We start from the raw sequence: 16,701 nt of genomic DNA, 5'->3' as shown, positions 1-16,701 counted from the left end.
CCCGGATTACCGGGCTATTCCTCTTTGAACCCTTCGCCATGCACATCATGCACATCCTGAATGATAATAAACGCCCGTGGATCAACTGATTTAACAATTTGATGCAGTCGCCGTATTTCCTGACGGGACACGACACAATAGGCAACATGCTTGGCCTGTTTGGAAAATGCACCTACAGCCGGAATAATCGTAACTCCGCGATCCATGTCCCTGGTAATAATATCTGCAATGTCCATCGTGTGGTCGCTGATAATCATAAAAGCTCTGGCGGAATAAGCCCCCTCTTGTATAAAATCAATAATTTTGGACGCAATGAACACAGCGACTAATGTATATAGAATTTTTTCTTTGGGTATGTAAAGTAGTGAAGCGCCGATGATGACAATATCAATGACCAGCATAATCCTTCCCATACTCCAGCCAAACTTCCGGTTTAAAATACGAGCGATAATATCCGAGCCGCCAGTAGTGCCGCCAAAGCGGAACACAATACCTAACCCGGCCCCCAGCGTAACCCCCGCATATAATGAAGAAAGTATAAAATCGTGTTCAGTCTGAAACGTCCCCATCCATCCGAAATGAATCATTTTTTCAAACAACCACAGAAAGAATGTGAGCGACCCAATACCGACCCCCGTATATATAATCTGCTTGCCCCCAAGCATTTTCCATCCAATTAAAAATAATGGAATGTTCAGAAACAAAGTGGAGAGAGAAGGTGAAATCGAAAAAGCATAATTTAACAGCAGGGTGATCCCTGTGATACCGCCTTCCATCAGTTTACTGGGTATAATAAAATAAAGCAGACCGAATGCATAGATGGCGGTGCCGAATACGATGGGCAAGATCAATTTAAGCTGTTCCATGGACTTGGATATTTTCATAAGATCCCTCACAGTAGCAGTTTAAGGATGAGCGACTGAATGCAAATTTTTGCTAAATCGCAGGCCCTTATGTTTAGTATACCTTTTTGCGGCAGCTTTAAAAGACAGATGACTGTAAGTTGGCATCGTAAGTTCACAATTAAAAAAAATTTGTTTTAAAATGTGCTTTACGATAACATATGAATAAACCTGCACATGGGGGGATTGCGTGTTTCATGGAAAAATCGTTAGATGAAATTCAACGTGAGGTAGACCAGTATATCTCTCAATTTAAAGAAGGGTATTTCAGCCCTCTGGCCATGTTGGCCCGGATGTCCGAGGAAGTCGGTGAACTGGCAAGGGAGGTCAATCACTCCTTTGGTGAGAAGCCGAAAAAAACGGATGAGGCGGACAATTCCATTGAGCTGGAGCTGGGGGACATCTTGTTCATCACAGTTTGCTTTGCGAACTCATTAGGTATCAATTTGACCGAGGCACATGATAAGGTTATGCATAAATTTAACACGCGTGATGCGAATCGCTGGACCAAAAAGGACACCGATTAGGCATTTTGTACATATGCTGTACCAAACCGGTTACCCGGAGGTGCAGTGTCATGAAGGCGGAGGAATACGTTCAGAAAGCTTATCAGTGCATTTTGCAGAACGATTTTGAGCAGGCGGTGGAGTGGTTTGAAAAAGCGATTTCAGCCCAGCCTGATCATGCGGAGCATTATTTCCGTTGCTCGGTTACCTACGCTCGCAGTGGACGCTTGGAGCAGGCCCTCGCATATGCAGAGCATGCGGTTCGTCTCGCGCCACATCAGGATGAATATGTTCTCCATCTGCATGCGCAGGAAGCCAGGCAGTATACAGACAAGGCCAGAAAAATGATGGAGGTCGACAGAGCTACGCCACAGATGCACCAGGATGCGATTTTGCTGCTCGAACGGGCAATTTCTCTTGATCCGCTATGTGGTGACGCATTTTTGCTGCTCGCATTGATTTATGACGAATTGAATGAATATAAGCTGGCTGTGCAGGCTGCTCGTGAGGCGGCAGCGCTGTTTCCTCACAATGTGCAGCTTGCCAACCTCATGAAGAAATTATGCCAGCAGATGAATGAACAAATCTAGCACAAATGGATGCATAAGGAGTTGTAGGGATATGTCAGAACCAATAAAAGTGGCTGTCGTTGGAGCAGCAGGGCGTATGGGCCGTGAGGTGGTCAAATTGGTTCTTCAGGATGAGGAACTACAGCTTGTAGCCGCAGTGAACAGAACACACGCCGGCAGTGATGCCGGCCTTCTCGTCGGACTACCGGAAGCTGGTATCGCTATTATGGAGGATGTAGAGCAGGCTTTACTGGAGAGCCGAGCAGATGTCATGGTCGACTTTACGGGGCCGCGCTTCGCGTACGCACATACAGCGCTTGCTATTAAGCATGGAGTTCGTCCGGTTATCGGTACGACAGGGTTTACTCCTGAACAAATTGATGAACTGGACAAGCAGTGTCGTGAGCAACAAATTGGGGGTCTGATTGCGCCTAACTTTTCGATCGGAGTCATTTTGATGATGCGGTTTGCGGCTCAGGCTGCGAAATATTTCCCGCATCTGGAAATCATCGAATATCATGGTGACCAAAAATTGGACGCGCCATCAGGCACAGCCATTAAGACTGCAGAACTGATCGCTGAGCAGCGTGAGGAGCTACGACAAGGCAACCCGGAAGAGGAAGAAACGCTAGAAGGATCGCGTGGCGGTTACTATCAAGGCTTCCGCATTCACAGTGTTCGTCTTCCCGGTGTGTTCGCACAGCAAGAAGTCGTATTTGGAGGATTTGGACAATCTCTGAAAATTCGTCAGGACTCCTATGAACGAGCTGGTTATATGCCTGGTGTTAAAATCGGTATCCAGAAGGTAATGGAGCACCCGGGGCTTGTATATGGTTTTGAGCATTACATCGATTAAGAATATACGAATGAATTGATGAATGGAATTATAGAATGAGGCAGGAGGAGTTTGGAATGTTAAAGATTGCATTTATAGCGCATGATCGCAAAAAGGATGAAATGGTTAATTTTATAACGGCATATGAGCATGTTTTTACAGATCACCAATTATATTCAACAGGTACAACAGGTCAGCGCATTATGGAGCAAACCAAGCTTCAAATTCACCGCTTCATGTCTGGGCCGCTTGGTGGAGATCAGCAAATCGGGGCTATGGTTGCGCAAAATGATATGGACTTGATTATATTTTTGCGTGATCCACTCATGGCACAGCCGCATGAGCCAGACATTAGCGCATTATTACGTCTGTGTGATGTACAGGGGATTCCTTTGGCAACCAACGTTGCAACTGCTGAAATACTGGTTAAAGCGCTGGATCGTGGCGATTTTGCTTGGCGTGAGCTGGTACATAAATATAAACCGGGCATTGACCAGCAGGGTGATGTAAAATGACGCTGGACATCCTGATTTTCGGAGCCCATGCCGACGATGCAGAAATAGGAATGGGAGGCACGATTGCCAAGCATACTGCCGCTGGGTTAAAGGTGGGGGTGTGCGATTTGACACGGGCTGAAATGTCATCTAATGGTGATGTAGATACTCGCATGGCAGAAGCTGAACACGCCTCGAAAGTGCTTGGGCTTGCTGTGCGGACGAATTTGGGTCTGCCTGATCGTGGGTTATATGTAACTCCTGAACATGTAGCTGCAGTTACAGCAGAAATCAGGCGCCATGCACCAAAAGTTGTATTTGCTCCTTATTGGGAGGATCGGCATCCCGATCATGTCATGTGCAGCAAGTTAGTAGAGGAAGCTGTGTTTAACGCCAAGTTGAGACGTTTTATGCCAGAAAGTCCTGCGGTACAGGTAGAGCAATTATATTTTTATTTTATTAATGACATCGGCAGAACGGACTTGATCGTGGACATTACCGAGCATTATGAAGCCAAGGAGCAGTCGTTGTTGAGTTATGCTTCGCAATTTCAGGCAGCGCCTGGGAAGGATATGGTATCCACACCACTGAATCAGGGGTACGTGGAACGTGTAAAAGCTCGGGACTCGTTGTTGGGTCAACGTAAGCTGATTTCATATGCAGAAGGATTTGCGTCCAAAACGCCACATCTGGTTAAGCTATTCACATAAGGATTTTATACTTACGCATGTTGTAGAATGCTGAAATACATGGGCATACGAGTGATTACGGATGGACGGAAGGAGGCAGCTTAGCTTGAATGACAAACTGAAAATTGGGATTACCTGTTATCCGTCGCTGGGTGGCTCTGGCGTTGTGGCTACTGAGTTGGGTAAGTTGCTGGCAGAAAAAGGGCATGAGGTCCATTTTATTGCCAATAGCATTCCGTTCAGATTAGGCGGGGCGTTCCAGAAGAATATTTTTTATCATGAAGTTGAGGTTAACGATTATTATGTGTTTAGATATCCGCCATATGATTTGTCGCTAGCGACAAAAATGGCCCAGGTGGCACAAATGAAGAATTTGGATGTACTCCATGTCCATTATGCTGTCCCGCATGCAGTATGCGCTTATTTGGCGAAGGAAATGGTGGGCGATCATTTGAAAGTGGTGACCACCCTGCACGGTACAGACATTACAGTGTTGGCACAGGATGAATCATTAAAGGATCTGATTCGACTGGCTATTAACAAAAGTGATGCTGTGACAGCGGTCTCCAAGGATTTGATTCGTGAGACGATTGATGCGTTGGAAATCACACGACCTATTGATTTGACTTACAACTTTGTAGATAAACGAGTATATTATCCACGAGATGCTGCTGCGCTTAGGAGAGATTTTGCCCAACCGCACGAAAAAATTATGATGCATATTTCCAATTTCCGTCCTGTCAAAAGGGTGGGGGATGTGCTGGATATATTCGACAGAGTGCAACAAAAGATACCTGCGAAGCTGCTGTTGGTGGGAGAAGGACCGGATCTTCCAAAAATTCGTTGTAAAATCGAAAGTTTAGGCTTGCAGGACAAAGTCTTCTTTTTGGGTAAGCAGGATCAAATCGCAGAAGTGATTTCTATGGCAGATGTGCTGCTGCTTCCCTCGGAGAAAGAAAGTTTTGGTCTAGTTGCACTGGAAGCCATGGCCTGTGGAGTACCAACAATTGGTTCCCAGGCAGGAGGAGTACCTGAACTTGTCGTGCATGGAAGTACGGGGTATCTTGCTGAAATCGGGAATACCGAGGCGATGGCGGATTATGCAGTAGAACTGCTCTCCGATGAAGCGATGGCGGAACGTTTCCGTGAAGCGTGCCTGACACGCGCACGTACCGTATTCTGCGATGAGCTGATTACCCGTCAATATGAAGAAATCTATTACCGTGTGTTGGGACGCGAGGTGCCGGATCTTAAACCGATCAGCGTTTAAGGAGGCGGACTCGCGTCCGTTTTTTTATTGAATACTTGCAAAGGGGGAAACCCTGTGAATACAAATACTTGGCAACATGCTGATCCAGAAATGGCTCTTCGCGGCAGAGAGGTCATACATACACTAACCACAGCTGGCCACGAAGCTTATTGGGTTGGTGGCTGTGTGCGGGATGAGCTATTAGGACGAGCTATTCATGATATGGATCTGACCACTTCGGCTGAGCCTGAAGAGGTCTTAGCGCTGTTCCCTCATGTGATTCCGACAGGAATCCAGCATGGGACGGTAACGGTCATGCAGGATGGTCATGCATTCGAGGTGACCACTTTTCGTACGGAAAGCGGTTATACCGATCACCGCCGTCCAACGGAAGTATCCTTTGTGAAGGACATCCGTGAGGATCTGATGCGGCGGGACTTCACGATGAACGCGATAGCGATGGCTGAACATGGGGAGCGAGTGGACCCGTTTGGTGGGGAAGCTGATTTGCGAGCCGCTCTCGTTCGTTGTGTGGGACGAGCCGAGGAACGCTTTGAGGAGGACGGGCTACGAATGCTGCGTTGCATCCGTTTTGCCTCTGTATTTCGGTTCCGAGTGGCCTACAATACCTGGAAAGGTATGATCCGTCGCAGAGAGGGACTTCGACACATAGCCATGGAACGGGTACGAGTCGAGTTAGAAAAGATGCTAGCGGGGCCTGACCCATTACGTGGGTTAGAGATGCTGGGTCGTAGCGGATTGCTCGGCTGTACAAAAGTTCCGGTTCCCTGGGAACAATGTGACGCACAAGCGCTCAAGGAGATCGTGCAGCTGCCAGCAGAGCTGCGGTGGGGTTTGCTCCTTATGTCTTGTAGACTTAGCTCCGAGGCAGCGGACGAGCTTTTAAGAGCTTGGACCTTCTCCAACGCCGTACGTTTGCGTTTGGTTCATTTATTGGAATGGGAGACCGAACTCATCAGCCATGCTGTTGCCATAGCTGACAACTCTGTTTCGAGAAATTCTGACCCTATCAACGACGAGGTGCTGCGTCGTAACTGGATTCGCTTGTTAATTAAGCTGGGAAAGGATACAGCTTCAGACTGGTTGGAGCTTCATAAGACACTGCCTTCTTCGTTCCGTGGATTACCGCCATGGGTAGAAAAGCATGTAAAGAAAATTGCCGAACTGGCTAACTCGTGGACACAGCAGGCTGTCGTCGTTCGTATCAAAGATTTAAATATTACTGGAAATGAACTGGTTCAGGCAATGAATCGACCAGGTGGACCTTGGCTGGGCCAGATGATGGAACGGCTTTTACAAGCGGTCGCTTGCGGAGATATCCCGAATGAAACAGAAACATTGCTTCAGGAAGTGAAACGGGTGATGAGTAGTGAATAATCATGAAAGATTGTTAGGCATACTGGAGGAAGGTTCATCCGATTACGTATCCGGGGAGGAAATTAGCCGACGACTGTCGGTTAGTCGTACAGCGGTATGGAAGCAGATCAACAAACTGCGTGAACTGGGTTATAATATCGATGCCTCCTCACGTCGGGGGTATCGGCTGATTTCTCAGCCAGATCGGCTGGAAGCCTCCAAACTGGCAGATATGTTGAATACTCAATCGTTTGGCCAGCGTATCGTCGTTCTGGATTCAACGGTATCTACCCAGCAGGATGCTATGCGTTTGGCAGAAGAAGGTGCGCCGGAGGGAACGTTAGTGCTTGCGGAGGAACAAACGGCAGGTCGGGGACGTCTGGGGCGGAAATGGTATTCCCCTCGCAGCAAAGGTATCTGGATGAGCATTGTATTGCGCCCCACCCAGCCCTTGGCCTTTACACCACAACTAACCCTGTTAACAGGCGTGGCGGTGTGTAGGGCTATTCGCCGACTGACGGGTGTGGAGGCAGGCATTAAATGGCCAAACGATCTGCTGATTCATGGTCGCAAAGTATCCGGTATTCTGTTGGAATCTGCAACAGAGGATCAAAGGGTTCGCTATTGCATTGCAGGCATTGGCATCGACGTTAATTTGAATGTAGAAGATTATCCGGAAGAGTTATCCCATGTAGGGACATCTTTGAAAATAGAGGCAGGGCTTGAAGTTGACCGTACTGCGCTGATTGCTGCTGTTTTGGAAGAAATGGAGCTGCTAAGCAAGCTATATGCCGAGCAGGGGTTCCAGCCAATAGCCATGCTGTGGGAGGCATTATCTGTGACGATGAACCGCAGCGTACGGGCACATACAGGACAAGGGATAGCGGTAGAAGGTACAGCGGTTGGCTTGGACCCTTCAGGAGCGCTCGTAATAGAAACGAATCAGGGTGAGCGGATTCAGGTTATTTCAGGGGATATACAATTGTAGAAGCGACCCTAGCTGAGTATACGACCACAATCTTTCTGTTTCCTGTGTAAAACTTCACGTGAAAAAGCTGGTGTTTTTTGTTATACTGTGCAGGAGGCGGCATCGGACGGTCCGAGCTGCACTCCAAGGGCACATTGCTCTACTTTAGCAAGTTTGTAAGACCATCATAACTTCATTTGAAGGTTACGTTGGATTCTGCTCTGAGCCGAACAGGACCGAGACAGAAGGGACGATCTCAAAATGAGTGTCTTTTTTGGCTGTTCGGACCTTTTGATGACGCAGATGTACAGGCGTTCATAAAAGGTTATTTTTTGTGCCAAAAAAAGATGGAAGGGAGCCATTCGCAATGGCAGGAAAACAAGCACTGAATATTGTGAAAATGAAAAAAATGAAGCAAGAGGGCATTCCGCTCAGTATGCTGACCGCCTATGATTATCCGTCGGCTAAAATAGCCGAGGAGGCGGGAATTGATATCATTCTCGTGGGTGACTCGCTGGGTAACGTAGTTCTTGGTTACGATTCAACCATCCCTGTGACCTTGGATGATATGGTGTACCATTCCCGGACAGTCGCAAGAGGCGCTGAGCATACATTTATCGTAGCGGACATGCCTTTTATGACATATCACAGCAGCATATCCGAAAGTCTTCAAGGCATCCGCCGTCTGATGCAGGAAGGACATGCGCATGCTGTTAAATTGGAGGGCGGAGCTGAGATTGCCGATGTCGTAAAAGCGACTGTTCAGGCAGGTGTGCCTGTACTGGGACATATCGGGCTTACTCCGCAATCGGTTAATCAAATTGGCGGCTATCGCATTCAAGGTAAGGACGAAGCAGACGCACGCCGGTTGATGGCAGATGCCAAGGCATTAGAGCAGGCGGGTGCCTTTGGTATTGTCTTGGAATTGGTGACTGAGGAAGTGGCAACGGCGATCTCTAAAGAACTTTCCATTCCAACCATTGGAATCGGTGCAGGACGTGGCTGTGACGGTCAAGTACTCGTTTACCACGATCTGATTCAATATGCATCGCCATATTTCAGTAAACGATTTGTAAAAACTTATGCAGATGTAGGCGGCATGATCCGCAGCAGCATTGAGCAGTATGTGAGCGATGTAAAAGGGCGGGCATTCCCGGCCGCAGAGCATGTGTTCAGCGCGGATGACCGTGTTGTGGAGTCCCTGGAGTCCTTGTACGGACAGGCAAAAGGACAAGCGCAGGAACAAGCTAAGGAAAAGGTGGAATCTCAGTCATGATCATCGTAAGAGAAGTGGCTCAACTTCGCAAAGTTATTGCCGAACGTCGCCAACTTGGAGCCAATGGAGCAAAAACTTTACACGATTCTGCCTCTTTACAACAACATAAAGTCGGCTTTGTACCAACCATGGGATACCTGCACGAAGGGCACGCAAGCTTGATGCAAAAGGCGCGTGAAATGGCAGATACGGTGGTGCTTAGCATTTTCGTAAATCCGATTCAATTTGGACCTACCGAAGACCTGGACAGCTATCCTCGCGATGAAGCGCGTGATCTGGAAGTAGCGCGACGTGAAGGCGTGGATATTGTATTTCTGCCGACTGTAGCAGAAATGTATCCGCAGCCAACTCAAACTAAAATTCACGTATCCGCTCTGACAGACCGCTTGTGCGGCGCTTCCCGTCCTGGCCATTTTGATGGTGTAACTACAGTGGTAGCTAAGCTGTTTAACATGGTAGGTCCTGATTTGGCTTTCTTTGGAATGAAGGATGCGCAGCAGGTTGCTGTGCTTCAACAAATGGTGGCCGATCTCAATATGAATGTGACCCTCATACCTTGTCCTATCGTAAGAGAGGCCGATGGTTTGGCTCTTAGCTCCCGCAATGTATATTTGAGTGCGGAACAGCGTGAGCAGGCGTTGGTGCTGTCCCAGTCACTGCGCAAGGTGCAAGAAGTGAGCGAAGATATTGTACAGAACACCATTACGATTGAGCAGTTACATCAAATGGTGGAGTCGACCATCTCCTCATCTCCTTTGGCAGATATTGACTACATTGAAATATTAACATTTCCTGGCCTGGAGCCTCTTCGCCCTGAGCAGCGCCTATGTGATGTGCAAGAAGATGTCATTGTTGCACTAGCCGTAAAATTTGGGAATACCCGACTGATTGATAATATAAGAATACAGAAAGTGGAGGTACTTTCCCATGTTTAGAACCATGATGAAATCTAAAATTCACCGCGCGACGGTTACTGAAGCCAACCTGAACTATGTGGGCAGTATTACCATAGATGAAGATTTAATGGAGACATCAGATCTGCTGGAGAATGAAAAGGTTCAAATTGTAAACAATAACAATGGAGCTCGACTGGAAACCTATGTGATCCCCGGACCGCGTGGGAGCGGCGTGATTTGTCTCAACGGTGCGGCAGCCCGTCTGGTCCAGCCCGGTGATACAGTCATTATTATTTCCTATGCTTCCATGTCAAATGAAGAGGCCAAAACATACAAACCAACTGTGGTATTTGTGGATGAACATAATAAACCAGCCCAAACGGTGAGCAAGGAAGTACACGCAACGATCATGTAATGAATGGGAATGCGGATGAAACCCGTCTTTTAAGCGAAAAATGTGAGTGTATTAATCCATCTTTCGTAAGGGCGGGATGCACATGTTCCAGCATGTATTCGCAGAAATGAACAGCATGTTAGATGATATCGTGAAGCATTACCCATCAGCCCAGGGCCCCCGCAGACAGGAGCTGCTACAGCACTGGAGTCTGCTGCGGAGAATGAGTGACGGAATTATGGATGAGTGGCTGGCCTTTGAGGAAAAAATGGTTTGCCTGCGTGCAGCCGGCTTTTCCGCAGAGGCCGACATGTCTGACGCTGAGCTGCCTGAAAAGGAGCTACCGGCATTTGACCGGGGGCAGGGGTATTATCGATTACTTATGTACCCGGAGGCAATCCAGCAATTTGAGCAGGTGCTGGAGCATTTTCCGGACAGCTGGCAGAGTCGCATCTATATGGGAATGGCGCATTTTCAACTGGATGATCCCGCAGAGGCTATAAGCCAGTTTCAAAAGGTGCTACACCTGACTGAACAGTCAGGGCTAAAAGCGGTCATCTATAATGCGCTAGGCTGTTTGATGGCAAAGCAGGCAGACGTAAAAGAGGCGCAAAAATATTTCGCTCTCGCGCATCAGTTCGATCCAACGCTGCCCGAGCCACTGCACAATATGCAAGCCTGTTTGTCCGGTGCCGAAAAGCTTCGCTACGACAGTTCCTTGTTGACCTGGATGTAGTTGTCAGACACCGAGTAAGACGATGCATGCTCACCTCCTTAGGCGGTGTGTGCATCGTCTTTTTTTGACTGTCTTAATTTCCAAACAGACAATCTTCTGCTATGCTATTATACAGAGTTATTATTTTTGTATGTGTCATAAGAAAGGATTAAGCTCGAATGAAATTTGCGGTATTGGATTTTGAAACGACAGGCACCCAGTCCGCGGATGACATCATTCAAGTCGGACTTGCAATTATAGATCATGATAACAGCATTTCCCGTGTTTACGGCTCTTATGTAAACCCTGGCAGATCTATTCCACCTTTTATCACCGGATTGACCGGAATTACAGATGATGACGTCAAGGATGCACCTGCACTCGAAGAAATGATGATGGAGCTCGTGCCTATGCTGGACGATGTCGTGCTGGTCGGTCATAACGTGGCGTTTGATTTCAATTTTTTGCAAAGCGCTTTGGACCGGTGTGGATATTTACCCTTTAGCGGTAGAATTTTGGATACGATGGATTTTCTGAAAATTATGTTTCCGTCGTTATCTTCTTATCAGTTGGGTTTTGTTTCCTCAGAGTTTGGGCTGGCGCATGACCGCCCTCATCAAGCAGACAGCGACGCGTTGGCTACGGCTGAGGTGTTTTTAAAGTGTCTGAGTGAGCTTCAGGCATTACCTCTGATAACGATACAGCGGCTCAGCGATTTGTTCGCAGAGGAAGACAGTGACCTGGGTTGGTTTCTTGACGGCATACGAGAAGAGAAAGAGCTAGACCCTATTCAGGATTTGGAGAAACATCAGTTTTTTCGTCAGCTTGCGCTTAAAGTGGAAGATTGGACCGAACTGGCTACTCCACGTAGAGAAGATGATCCGAATCCACTCTCAGGCGTTTCCTTTGAGGAGTATATGGATGATGTGCGGGACAATTTGCGTTCATCCTTGAGCCAATATGAGGAGCGCGAGGCGCAAACACAAATGATTGAGGGTGTAAATCAAGCCCTGAGTCAAGATAAGCATTTGTTGATTGAGGCGGGTACAGGAACAGGGAAGTCCCTAGGCTATTTGCTTCCGTCACTATATCACAGTGTAAAATATGGGCAGAGGGTCACAGTAAGCACGCATACCATTAATCTGCAGGAGCAATTGCGAGAGCGTGATATTCCGATGCTGACAAAAGTGATTCCGTTCCCGTTCCGGGCTGCCATTTTTAAGGGTCGGGGGCATTATTTGTGTCTGCGTAAGTTTGAACATAAAATAAACAGAAGAGACTTCGCGACACCAAAGGAAGACTTGATTACAGCGGCTCAAATGATTGTCTGGCTGACTCTGACAGAAACTGGTGATGATGAGGAACTGAACCTGAGCAACCGTGGAGGGGATTTTTGGGAAACAGTAGCTAGTGATTCCGAGTCCTGTCTCGGCCGTTCTTGCCCATGGTTCCGCAAGTGCTACTATCATCGTGCACGTCATGAAGCAGGAACAGCGGATGTGGTTATTACGAATCACTCCAAGCTGTTCACCGACGTCAAAGCAAGTCACCAGCTATTGCCCAGCTATGAACATCTTGTAATTGATGAAGCACATCATCTAGAGGAAGTAGCCGGTAAGCACCTGGGCATGCATATGAAATATTTCACACTCGTGCATACGCTGACTCGATTGTTCAAGGACAGTAAGAACGGACAATTGCCTTCGTTACGTCAGCAGTTGGCAAAGTCGGGGCATGAGAAGTCGACGGAATGGGCCTCGACCATTGATCAGCTGTACCCACTCGTGTTAGAGGTTAAGGAAACTTGGGACCTGCTAAGCGATAAGCTGTTTGGTATGTTGCCAGAGCGGTCTGATGCCACACCGGGTGAAACGGGACAATTTTCTTCGCGTCTCAAACCGTCGGCCAAGCCTGCAAAGTGGGATCAAGCGGCGGCGTTGGAAAATCAGCTTTATGTAACGTTGAGTGAAATTTTGCGCAAGGGCGACAAGCTGATGCTGGATGTCAAGGAAGAACACGACGATTATGCGGCGGATAGTCTCATTACAGATATCACGGGTCTGCTTAAGGATTTGGCGGGGATTAGGGAAAATTTGCGCTTCTTTATACGACTCGATGATGAAACAACCGTATATTGGCTCGAAGCGAGTGGGCAATTCCGTAGTAAATCATTGCAATTTTATGCAGTGCCCGTCGATGTGAGCCGCCAGTTGAAAGAAATGTTTTTTGACAAAAAAAGAAGTATTATTTTGACATCTGCTACTTTATCGGTAGATAAGTCGTTTCAGTACATGACCGATCAACTCGGCTTGCAGGAGGCAGCGGATCAAGGACGATTAATGACGTCACAGCTCCCATCACCTTTTAATTACAGGGATCAGGTGTTGCTGGTCATTCCGCGAGACTTTCCGAGTGTCAAGGGCAGTGTAGGGGATGCACATTTTGTAGAGATGCTCGTTAGCTCTCTAGGAGCGACTGCCCAGGCGACGCGGGGGAGAATGCTTGTTCTGTTTACTTCCTATCGGATGCTCCGGCAAGTGTATGAGCCACTTAAAGAGGCGTTAGCATCCAGCGATATTACCGTGTTAGGACAAGGTGTAGACAGTGGGAGTCGGAGCAAGCTAACCCGTCGTTTTCAGGAAGCCAAGGCTTCTGTATTGCTGGGAACCAGCAGCTTCTGGGAAGGCGTCGATATTCCAGGGAAGGCTTTGACTTGTCTGGCCATCGTTCGCTTGCCGTTTCAACCGCCCAATCACCCGTTACTGGAGGCAAAAAGCGAGTTGCTCCAGCAGCAGAAGAAGAACCCATTTATGAAGCTGTCTGTACCACAAGCAGTTATTCGCTTCAAACAGGGATTTGGGCGGTTGGTACGTACAGCGAGTGACCACGGAGTCGTTATCGTTTACGATACGCGTGTGATCGAATCCTATTACGGAAAGCACTTTTTGTACTCGTTACCGGGACCAAAAATGGAGCATATGCCATCGGAGCAAATGGTGCCCCGCATCGCCGAATGGCTCCAATCCGCCCCGGAGACAGAGGCACAACGGACGGACACCTAAAGTCCGTTACAATTAGGGGGAGCAAGTATGAAATCAGATAAAATTTCAGAGGCTGTCGTACGGAGATTACCCGTATATTTACGTTATCTGAATGCACTGCACAAACGGGAGGTGGCTACGGTCTCTTCTCAAGAGCTGGGACAGAGGTTAGATTTGAATCCGGCCCAAATTCGTAAAGATCTTGCCTATTTTGGCGATTTTGGTCGGAAGGGCATCGGTTACGATGTTTCTTATCTAATTGAGAAAATACGCCATATCCTGAAAATTGACCAGCAAATTAATGTAGTATTGGTCGGAGCGGGTAATCTGGGTCAAGCCCTATCAAACTATAACGCTTATTTAAAAGACAATATGAAGATTGTGGCGGTATTTGATGCGTTCCCGGATAAGGTTGGGACCAGAATCAATACCTTAGTCGTTCAGCCGATGGATGAATTGGAAGCGACTGTGAAAGAAAAAAATATTCGAATCGGGATTATTACTGTACCTGATTTTGAGGCACAACACGTAGCTGATAGGCTCATTGAGAGTGGAATTGGAGCGATTTTAAACTTTGCACCTATCATTCTCAAGGCACCGGCTAACATTCGGATACATGCCACAGACTTTACAACTGATTTGCTTAGCCTCGCTTATTATCTGGAGGACGGAAAGGAAGAAGCACAATATGACAGTGAATAAATGGATGATTAAAAACGGTTCTTTTGCCGTGAATGGACCTGAAGCTGGGGTAATCCATGGTTTTATGATTGTGGAGGATAGCCGTATTACTTACATTGGCGAGACTCTGCCTGCGGGTGAGGAAGAGACGGAAGCAATCGACGGTAACGGGTTATTGTTTTTGCCTGGTCTGATTAATACTCATGGTCATGCGGCGATGTCTCTGCTGCGAGGGTATGGAGATGACTTGGCACTTCAAGTCTGGCTTCAGGAAAAAATGTGGCCTATGGAAGCCAAGTTTACATCTACGGATGTGTATTGGGGAACATCCTTGTCAGTGCTGGAAATGCTGAAAGGTGGAACCACAACTTTCCTGGATATGTACGATCATATGGATGAGGTGGCACGTGTAGCTGAAGAGTCGGGCATCCGTGCAAGTTTGATGCGTGGAGCCATTGGACTCTGTTCAGAAGAAGAACAGCGGATCAAGCTGGCTGAGGCCGTGACTTTTGCCCGTAACTGGCATGGAAAAGCAGACGGACGTATCACAACGATGATGTCTCCGCATGCCCCATACACATGCCCGCCAGCGTTTATTGAGAAATTTGTTCAAGCAGCACATGATCTCGATTTACCATTGCATACGCACATGTCCGAGACGATCGCCGAAGTTGAGCAAAACGTACGCGACTACGGTTTGCGTCCAGTTGCACACTTAGATAAGCTTGGCTTTTTCTCCCGCCCTTCACTTGTTGCCCACGGCGTACACTTGAACGACGAAGAGATAGCTTTATTAGCGGAACGAGGTGTGGCGGTTTCACATAATCCAGGCAGCAACTTGAAGCTGGCAAGTGGTGTAGCTAGAGTGCCTGAATTGCTGCGTGCAGGAGTTACTGTTTCTCTTGGAACAGACGGTCCTGCCAGCAATAATAACCTGGATATGTTCGAGGAAATGCGTCTGGCGGCACTCATTCACAAGGGAGTATCTGGCGACCCAACAGCAGTTCCTGCAAATGAAGCACTGCGTCTGGCAACAGAGTATGGTGCAAAGTCGATTGGTTTAAAAGAAGTAGGAGCGCTGGCAGCAGGCAACAAGGCTGACTTTATCGCGCTAGATCTGAATCAGGCCCATTTCTTGCCGCGTACAGATCTTATTTCCCATGCCGTATACTCTGCAAGTGCCAAAGACGTGGCTCATGTGTGGGTAGACGGTCGTCAGGTTGTGAAAAACGGCGAATGCCTGACGATGGACGAGGAACGTATCAAACATGAGGCACAAGCCGCCTTTGAAGGGCTGCTGTCGCGCTAATTCAGGTGTCACATCCCCTTAGAGAGGAAGCACAGGTTTGAAAAATAAGAAGAAATGGATAGCGGTCGCCATTTTGGCCGTAATACTGATCCTGGTCAGCATTTTCTGGTATTATTCCTACGTTACTCAAGACCAGGTGGCTGAGAAAAATGCCGCTATCATTAAGGCCAAGCAATCAGGTGGTCTGGTTAGCACGACTCAGACTTGGAAGTCTGTGTGGGATCAGATTTATTGGGTGGTTCAAGGAAAAAACGCACAGAATGAAAATATAATGGTGTGGGTTCCTTTTCAAAAAATGGAAGGACAACCTAACGTACCTGTCGCAGATCCAAGCGGTGTTCATACCGAGCTGATGAAAAACGGAGTCGACGAGCAAAAAATGACAGCGATAATTCAGCAGCAACTTCCAAATGCAAAAATTGTAAGGCTCCAACCGAGTGTGTTCAATGGCGAATATGTATGGCAACTGTTTTACGATGATGAAAGCCATCATAACTATACCTTTTACCGTTTCTCAGATGGAGCATCGACGGGGATAAAGTATACTTTACCTAATTACTAGCGTGTTATGGGAGTAGTGATGGTGAAAAGAATGTATTGTTAAAAGAATGACTGATTGAAGTTGAAAAGACGTAAATGCGACTTAAATCGTATTTACGTCTTTTTTTGCTGCTACGAAAATCACAACTCCTCCACACATTGCCTTCGATATTAGATTCACGTTATGATATACTATATTTTATAAGTGATAGACAAAAATGATAGAAAAATGAGTTGCTGATCTCTATAAGATCATGCAAT

The 16,701-nt window shown here is 47.4% G+C and carries 17 protein-coding genes; 16 read left to right on the top strand and 1 reads right to left on the bottom strand.

The features are described 5' to 3' along the window. Nucleotides 1–14 precede the first annotated feature (14 nt). Entirely contained in the window at nucleotides 15–884 is an 870-nt protein-coding gene (locus KSP24_RS07175) for a YitT family protein (RefSeq protein ID WP_013371651.1), read from the bottom strand. 215 nt (nucleotides 885–1,099) lie between these two features. On the opposite strand from KSP24_RS07175, the gene KSP24_RS07170 reads away from it, so the two are divergent. The 16 genes from KSP24_RS07170 to KSP24_RS07095 all read left to right on the top strand — a co-directional run bounded on the left by KSP24_RS07170 (nucleotide 1,100) and on the right by KSP24_RS07095 (nucleotide 16,462). Beyond that, complete coding sequence (locus KSP24_RS07170) at nucleotides 1,100–1,429, top strand: nucleotide pyrophosphohydrolase (protein ID WP_007430805.1); 330 nt, start codon at nucleotides 1,100–1,102, stop codon at nucleotides 1,427–1,429. 50 nt (nucleotides 1,430–1,479) lie between these two features. Further along, entirely contained in the window at nucleotides 1,480–1,998 is a 519-nt protein-coding gene (locus KSP24_RS07165; RefSeq protein ID WP_216974802.1) for a tetratricopeptide repeat protein, read from the top strand. A 31-nt stretch (nucleotides 1,999–2,029) separates the two neighbouring features. Further along, complete coding sequence (dapB, locus tag KSP24_RS07160; protein WP_013371649.1) at nucleotides 2,030–2,833, top strand: 4-hydroxy-tetrahydrodipicolinate reductase; 804 nt, start codon at nucleotides 2,030–2,032, stop codon at nucleotides 2,831–2,833. Between the two features lie 56 nt (nucleotides 2,834–2,889). After that, the gene (gene mgsA / locus KSP24_RS07155) at nucleotides 2,890–3,327 is read left to right on the top strand and encodes a methylglyoxal synthase (RefSeq protein WP_013371648.1); all 438 of its coding nucleotides are present in this window, start codon (nucleotides 2,890–2,892) and stop codon (nucleotides 3,325–3,327) included. Beyond that, nucleotides 3,324–4,016, top strand: a complete 693-nt coding sequence (bshB1, locus tag KSP24_RS07150; protein ID WP_216974801.1) for a bacillithiol biosynthesis deacetylase BshB1 — start codon at nucleotides 3,324–3,326, stop codon at nucleotides 4,014–4,016. Before mgsA ends, bshB1 begins: the two co-directional genes overlap by 4 nt. Before the next feature lie 85 nt (nucleotides 4,017–4,101). Then, nucleotides 4,102–5,265, top strand: a complete 1,164-nt coding sequence (gene bshA / locus KSP24_RS07145; RefSeq protein ID WP_013371646.1) for an N-acetyl-alpha-D-glucosaminyl L-malate synthase BshA — start codon at nucleotides 4,102–4,104, stop codon at nucleotides 5,263–5,265. Between the two features lie 54 nt (nucleotides 5,266–5,319). Further along, nucleotides 5,320–6,642: a CCA tRNA nucleotidyltransferase gene (locus KSP24_RS07140; protein ID WP_137078758.1), complete on the top strand. Its 1,323-nt coding sequence runs from the start codon at nucleotides 5,320–5,322 to the stop codon at nucleotides 6,640–6,642. Then, nucleotides 6,635–7,609: a biotin--[acetyl-CoA-carboxylase] ligase gene (locus KSP24_RS07135; RefSeq protein WP_216974800.1), complete on the top strand. Its 975-nt coding sequence runs from the start codon at nucleotides 6,635–6,637 to the stop codon at nucleotides 7,607–7,609. Before KSP24_RS07140 ends, KSP24_RS07135 begins: the two co-directional genes overlap by 8 nt. Nucleotides 7,610–7,955: 346 nt before the next feature. Then, a complete protein-coding gene (gene panB, locus KSP24_RS07130) occupies nucleotides 7,956–8,864 on the top strand; it encodes a 3-methyl-2-oxobutanoate hydroxymethyltransferase (protein ID WP_025678540.1) in 909 nt (302 codons plus the stop codon). After that, complete coding sequence (gene panC / locus KSP24_RS07125) at nucleotides 8,861–9,799, top strand: pantoate--beta-alanine ligase (RefSeq protein ID WP_216974799.1); 939 nt, start codon at nucleotides 8,861–8,863, stop codon at nucleotides 9,797–9,799. The genes panB and panC overlap by 4 nt, the downstream gene beginning before the upstream one ends. Then, nucleotides 9,792–10,175 carry an aspartate 1-decarboxylase gene (gene panD / locus KSP24_RS07120; RefSeq protein WP_216974798.1) on the top strand — a complete coding sequence of 128 codons (384 nt, stop codon included), beginning with the start codon at nucleotides 9,792–9,794 and terminating at the stop codon, nucleotides 10,173–10,175. Before panC ends, panD begins: the two co-directional genes overlap by 8 nt. An 82-nt stretch (nucleotides 10,176–10,257) precedes the next feature. Further along, nucleotides 10,258–10,890, top strand: coding sequence for a tetratricopeptide repeat protein (locus KSP24_RS07115; RefSeq protein WP_216974797.1), 633 nt, complete (start codon nucleotides 10,258–10,260; stop codon nucleotides 10,888–10,890). Between the two features lie 158 nt (nucleotides 10,891–11,048). Further along, nucleotides 11,049–13,931, top strand: a complete 2,883-nt coding sequence (gene dinG / locus KSP24_RS07110; RefSeq protein ID WP_216974796.1) for an ATP-dependent DNA helicase DinG — start codon at nucleotides 11,049–11,051, stop codon at nucleotides 13,929–13,931. Nucleotides 13,932–13,958: 27 nt separating this feature from the next. Beyond that, entirely contained in the window at nucleotides 13,959–14,612 is a 654-nt protein-coding gene (locus tag KSP24_RS07105) for a redox-sensing transcriptional repressor Rex (protein ID WP_016822178.1), read from the top strand. Continuing rightward, the gene (locus tag KSP24_RS07100) at nucleotides 14,599–15,900 is read left to right on the top strand and encodes an amidohydrolase (RefSeq protein WP_013371637.1); all 1,302 of its coding nucleotides are present in this window, start codon (nucleotides 14,599–14,601) and stop codon (nucleotides 15,898–15,900) included. Before KSP24_RS07105 ends, KSP24_RS07100 begins: the two co-directional genes overlap by 14 nt. A 37-nt stretch (nucleotides 15,901–15,937) precedes the next feature. Continuing rightward, complete coding sequence (locus KSP24_RS07095; protein WP_058711568.1) at nucleotides 15,938–16,462, top strand: cell wall elongation regulator TseB-like domain-containing protein; 525 nt, start codon at nucleotides 15,938–15,940, stop codon at nucleotides 16,460–16,462. Nucleotides 16,463–16,701 lie beyond the last annotated feature (239 nt).

Source organism: Paenibacillus sp. AK121, assembly GCF_019042715.1.
Taxonomy (GTDB): Bacteria; Bacillota; Bacilli; order Paenibacillales; family Paenibacillaceae; genus Paenibacillus; species Paenibacillus polymyxa_C.
Note: the sequence above shows the minus strand (reverse complement) of the source record. Positions and strands in the feature narration are given on the sequence as shown.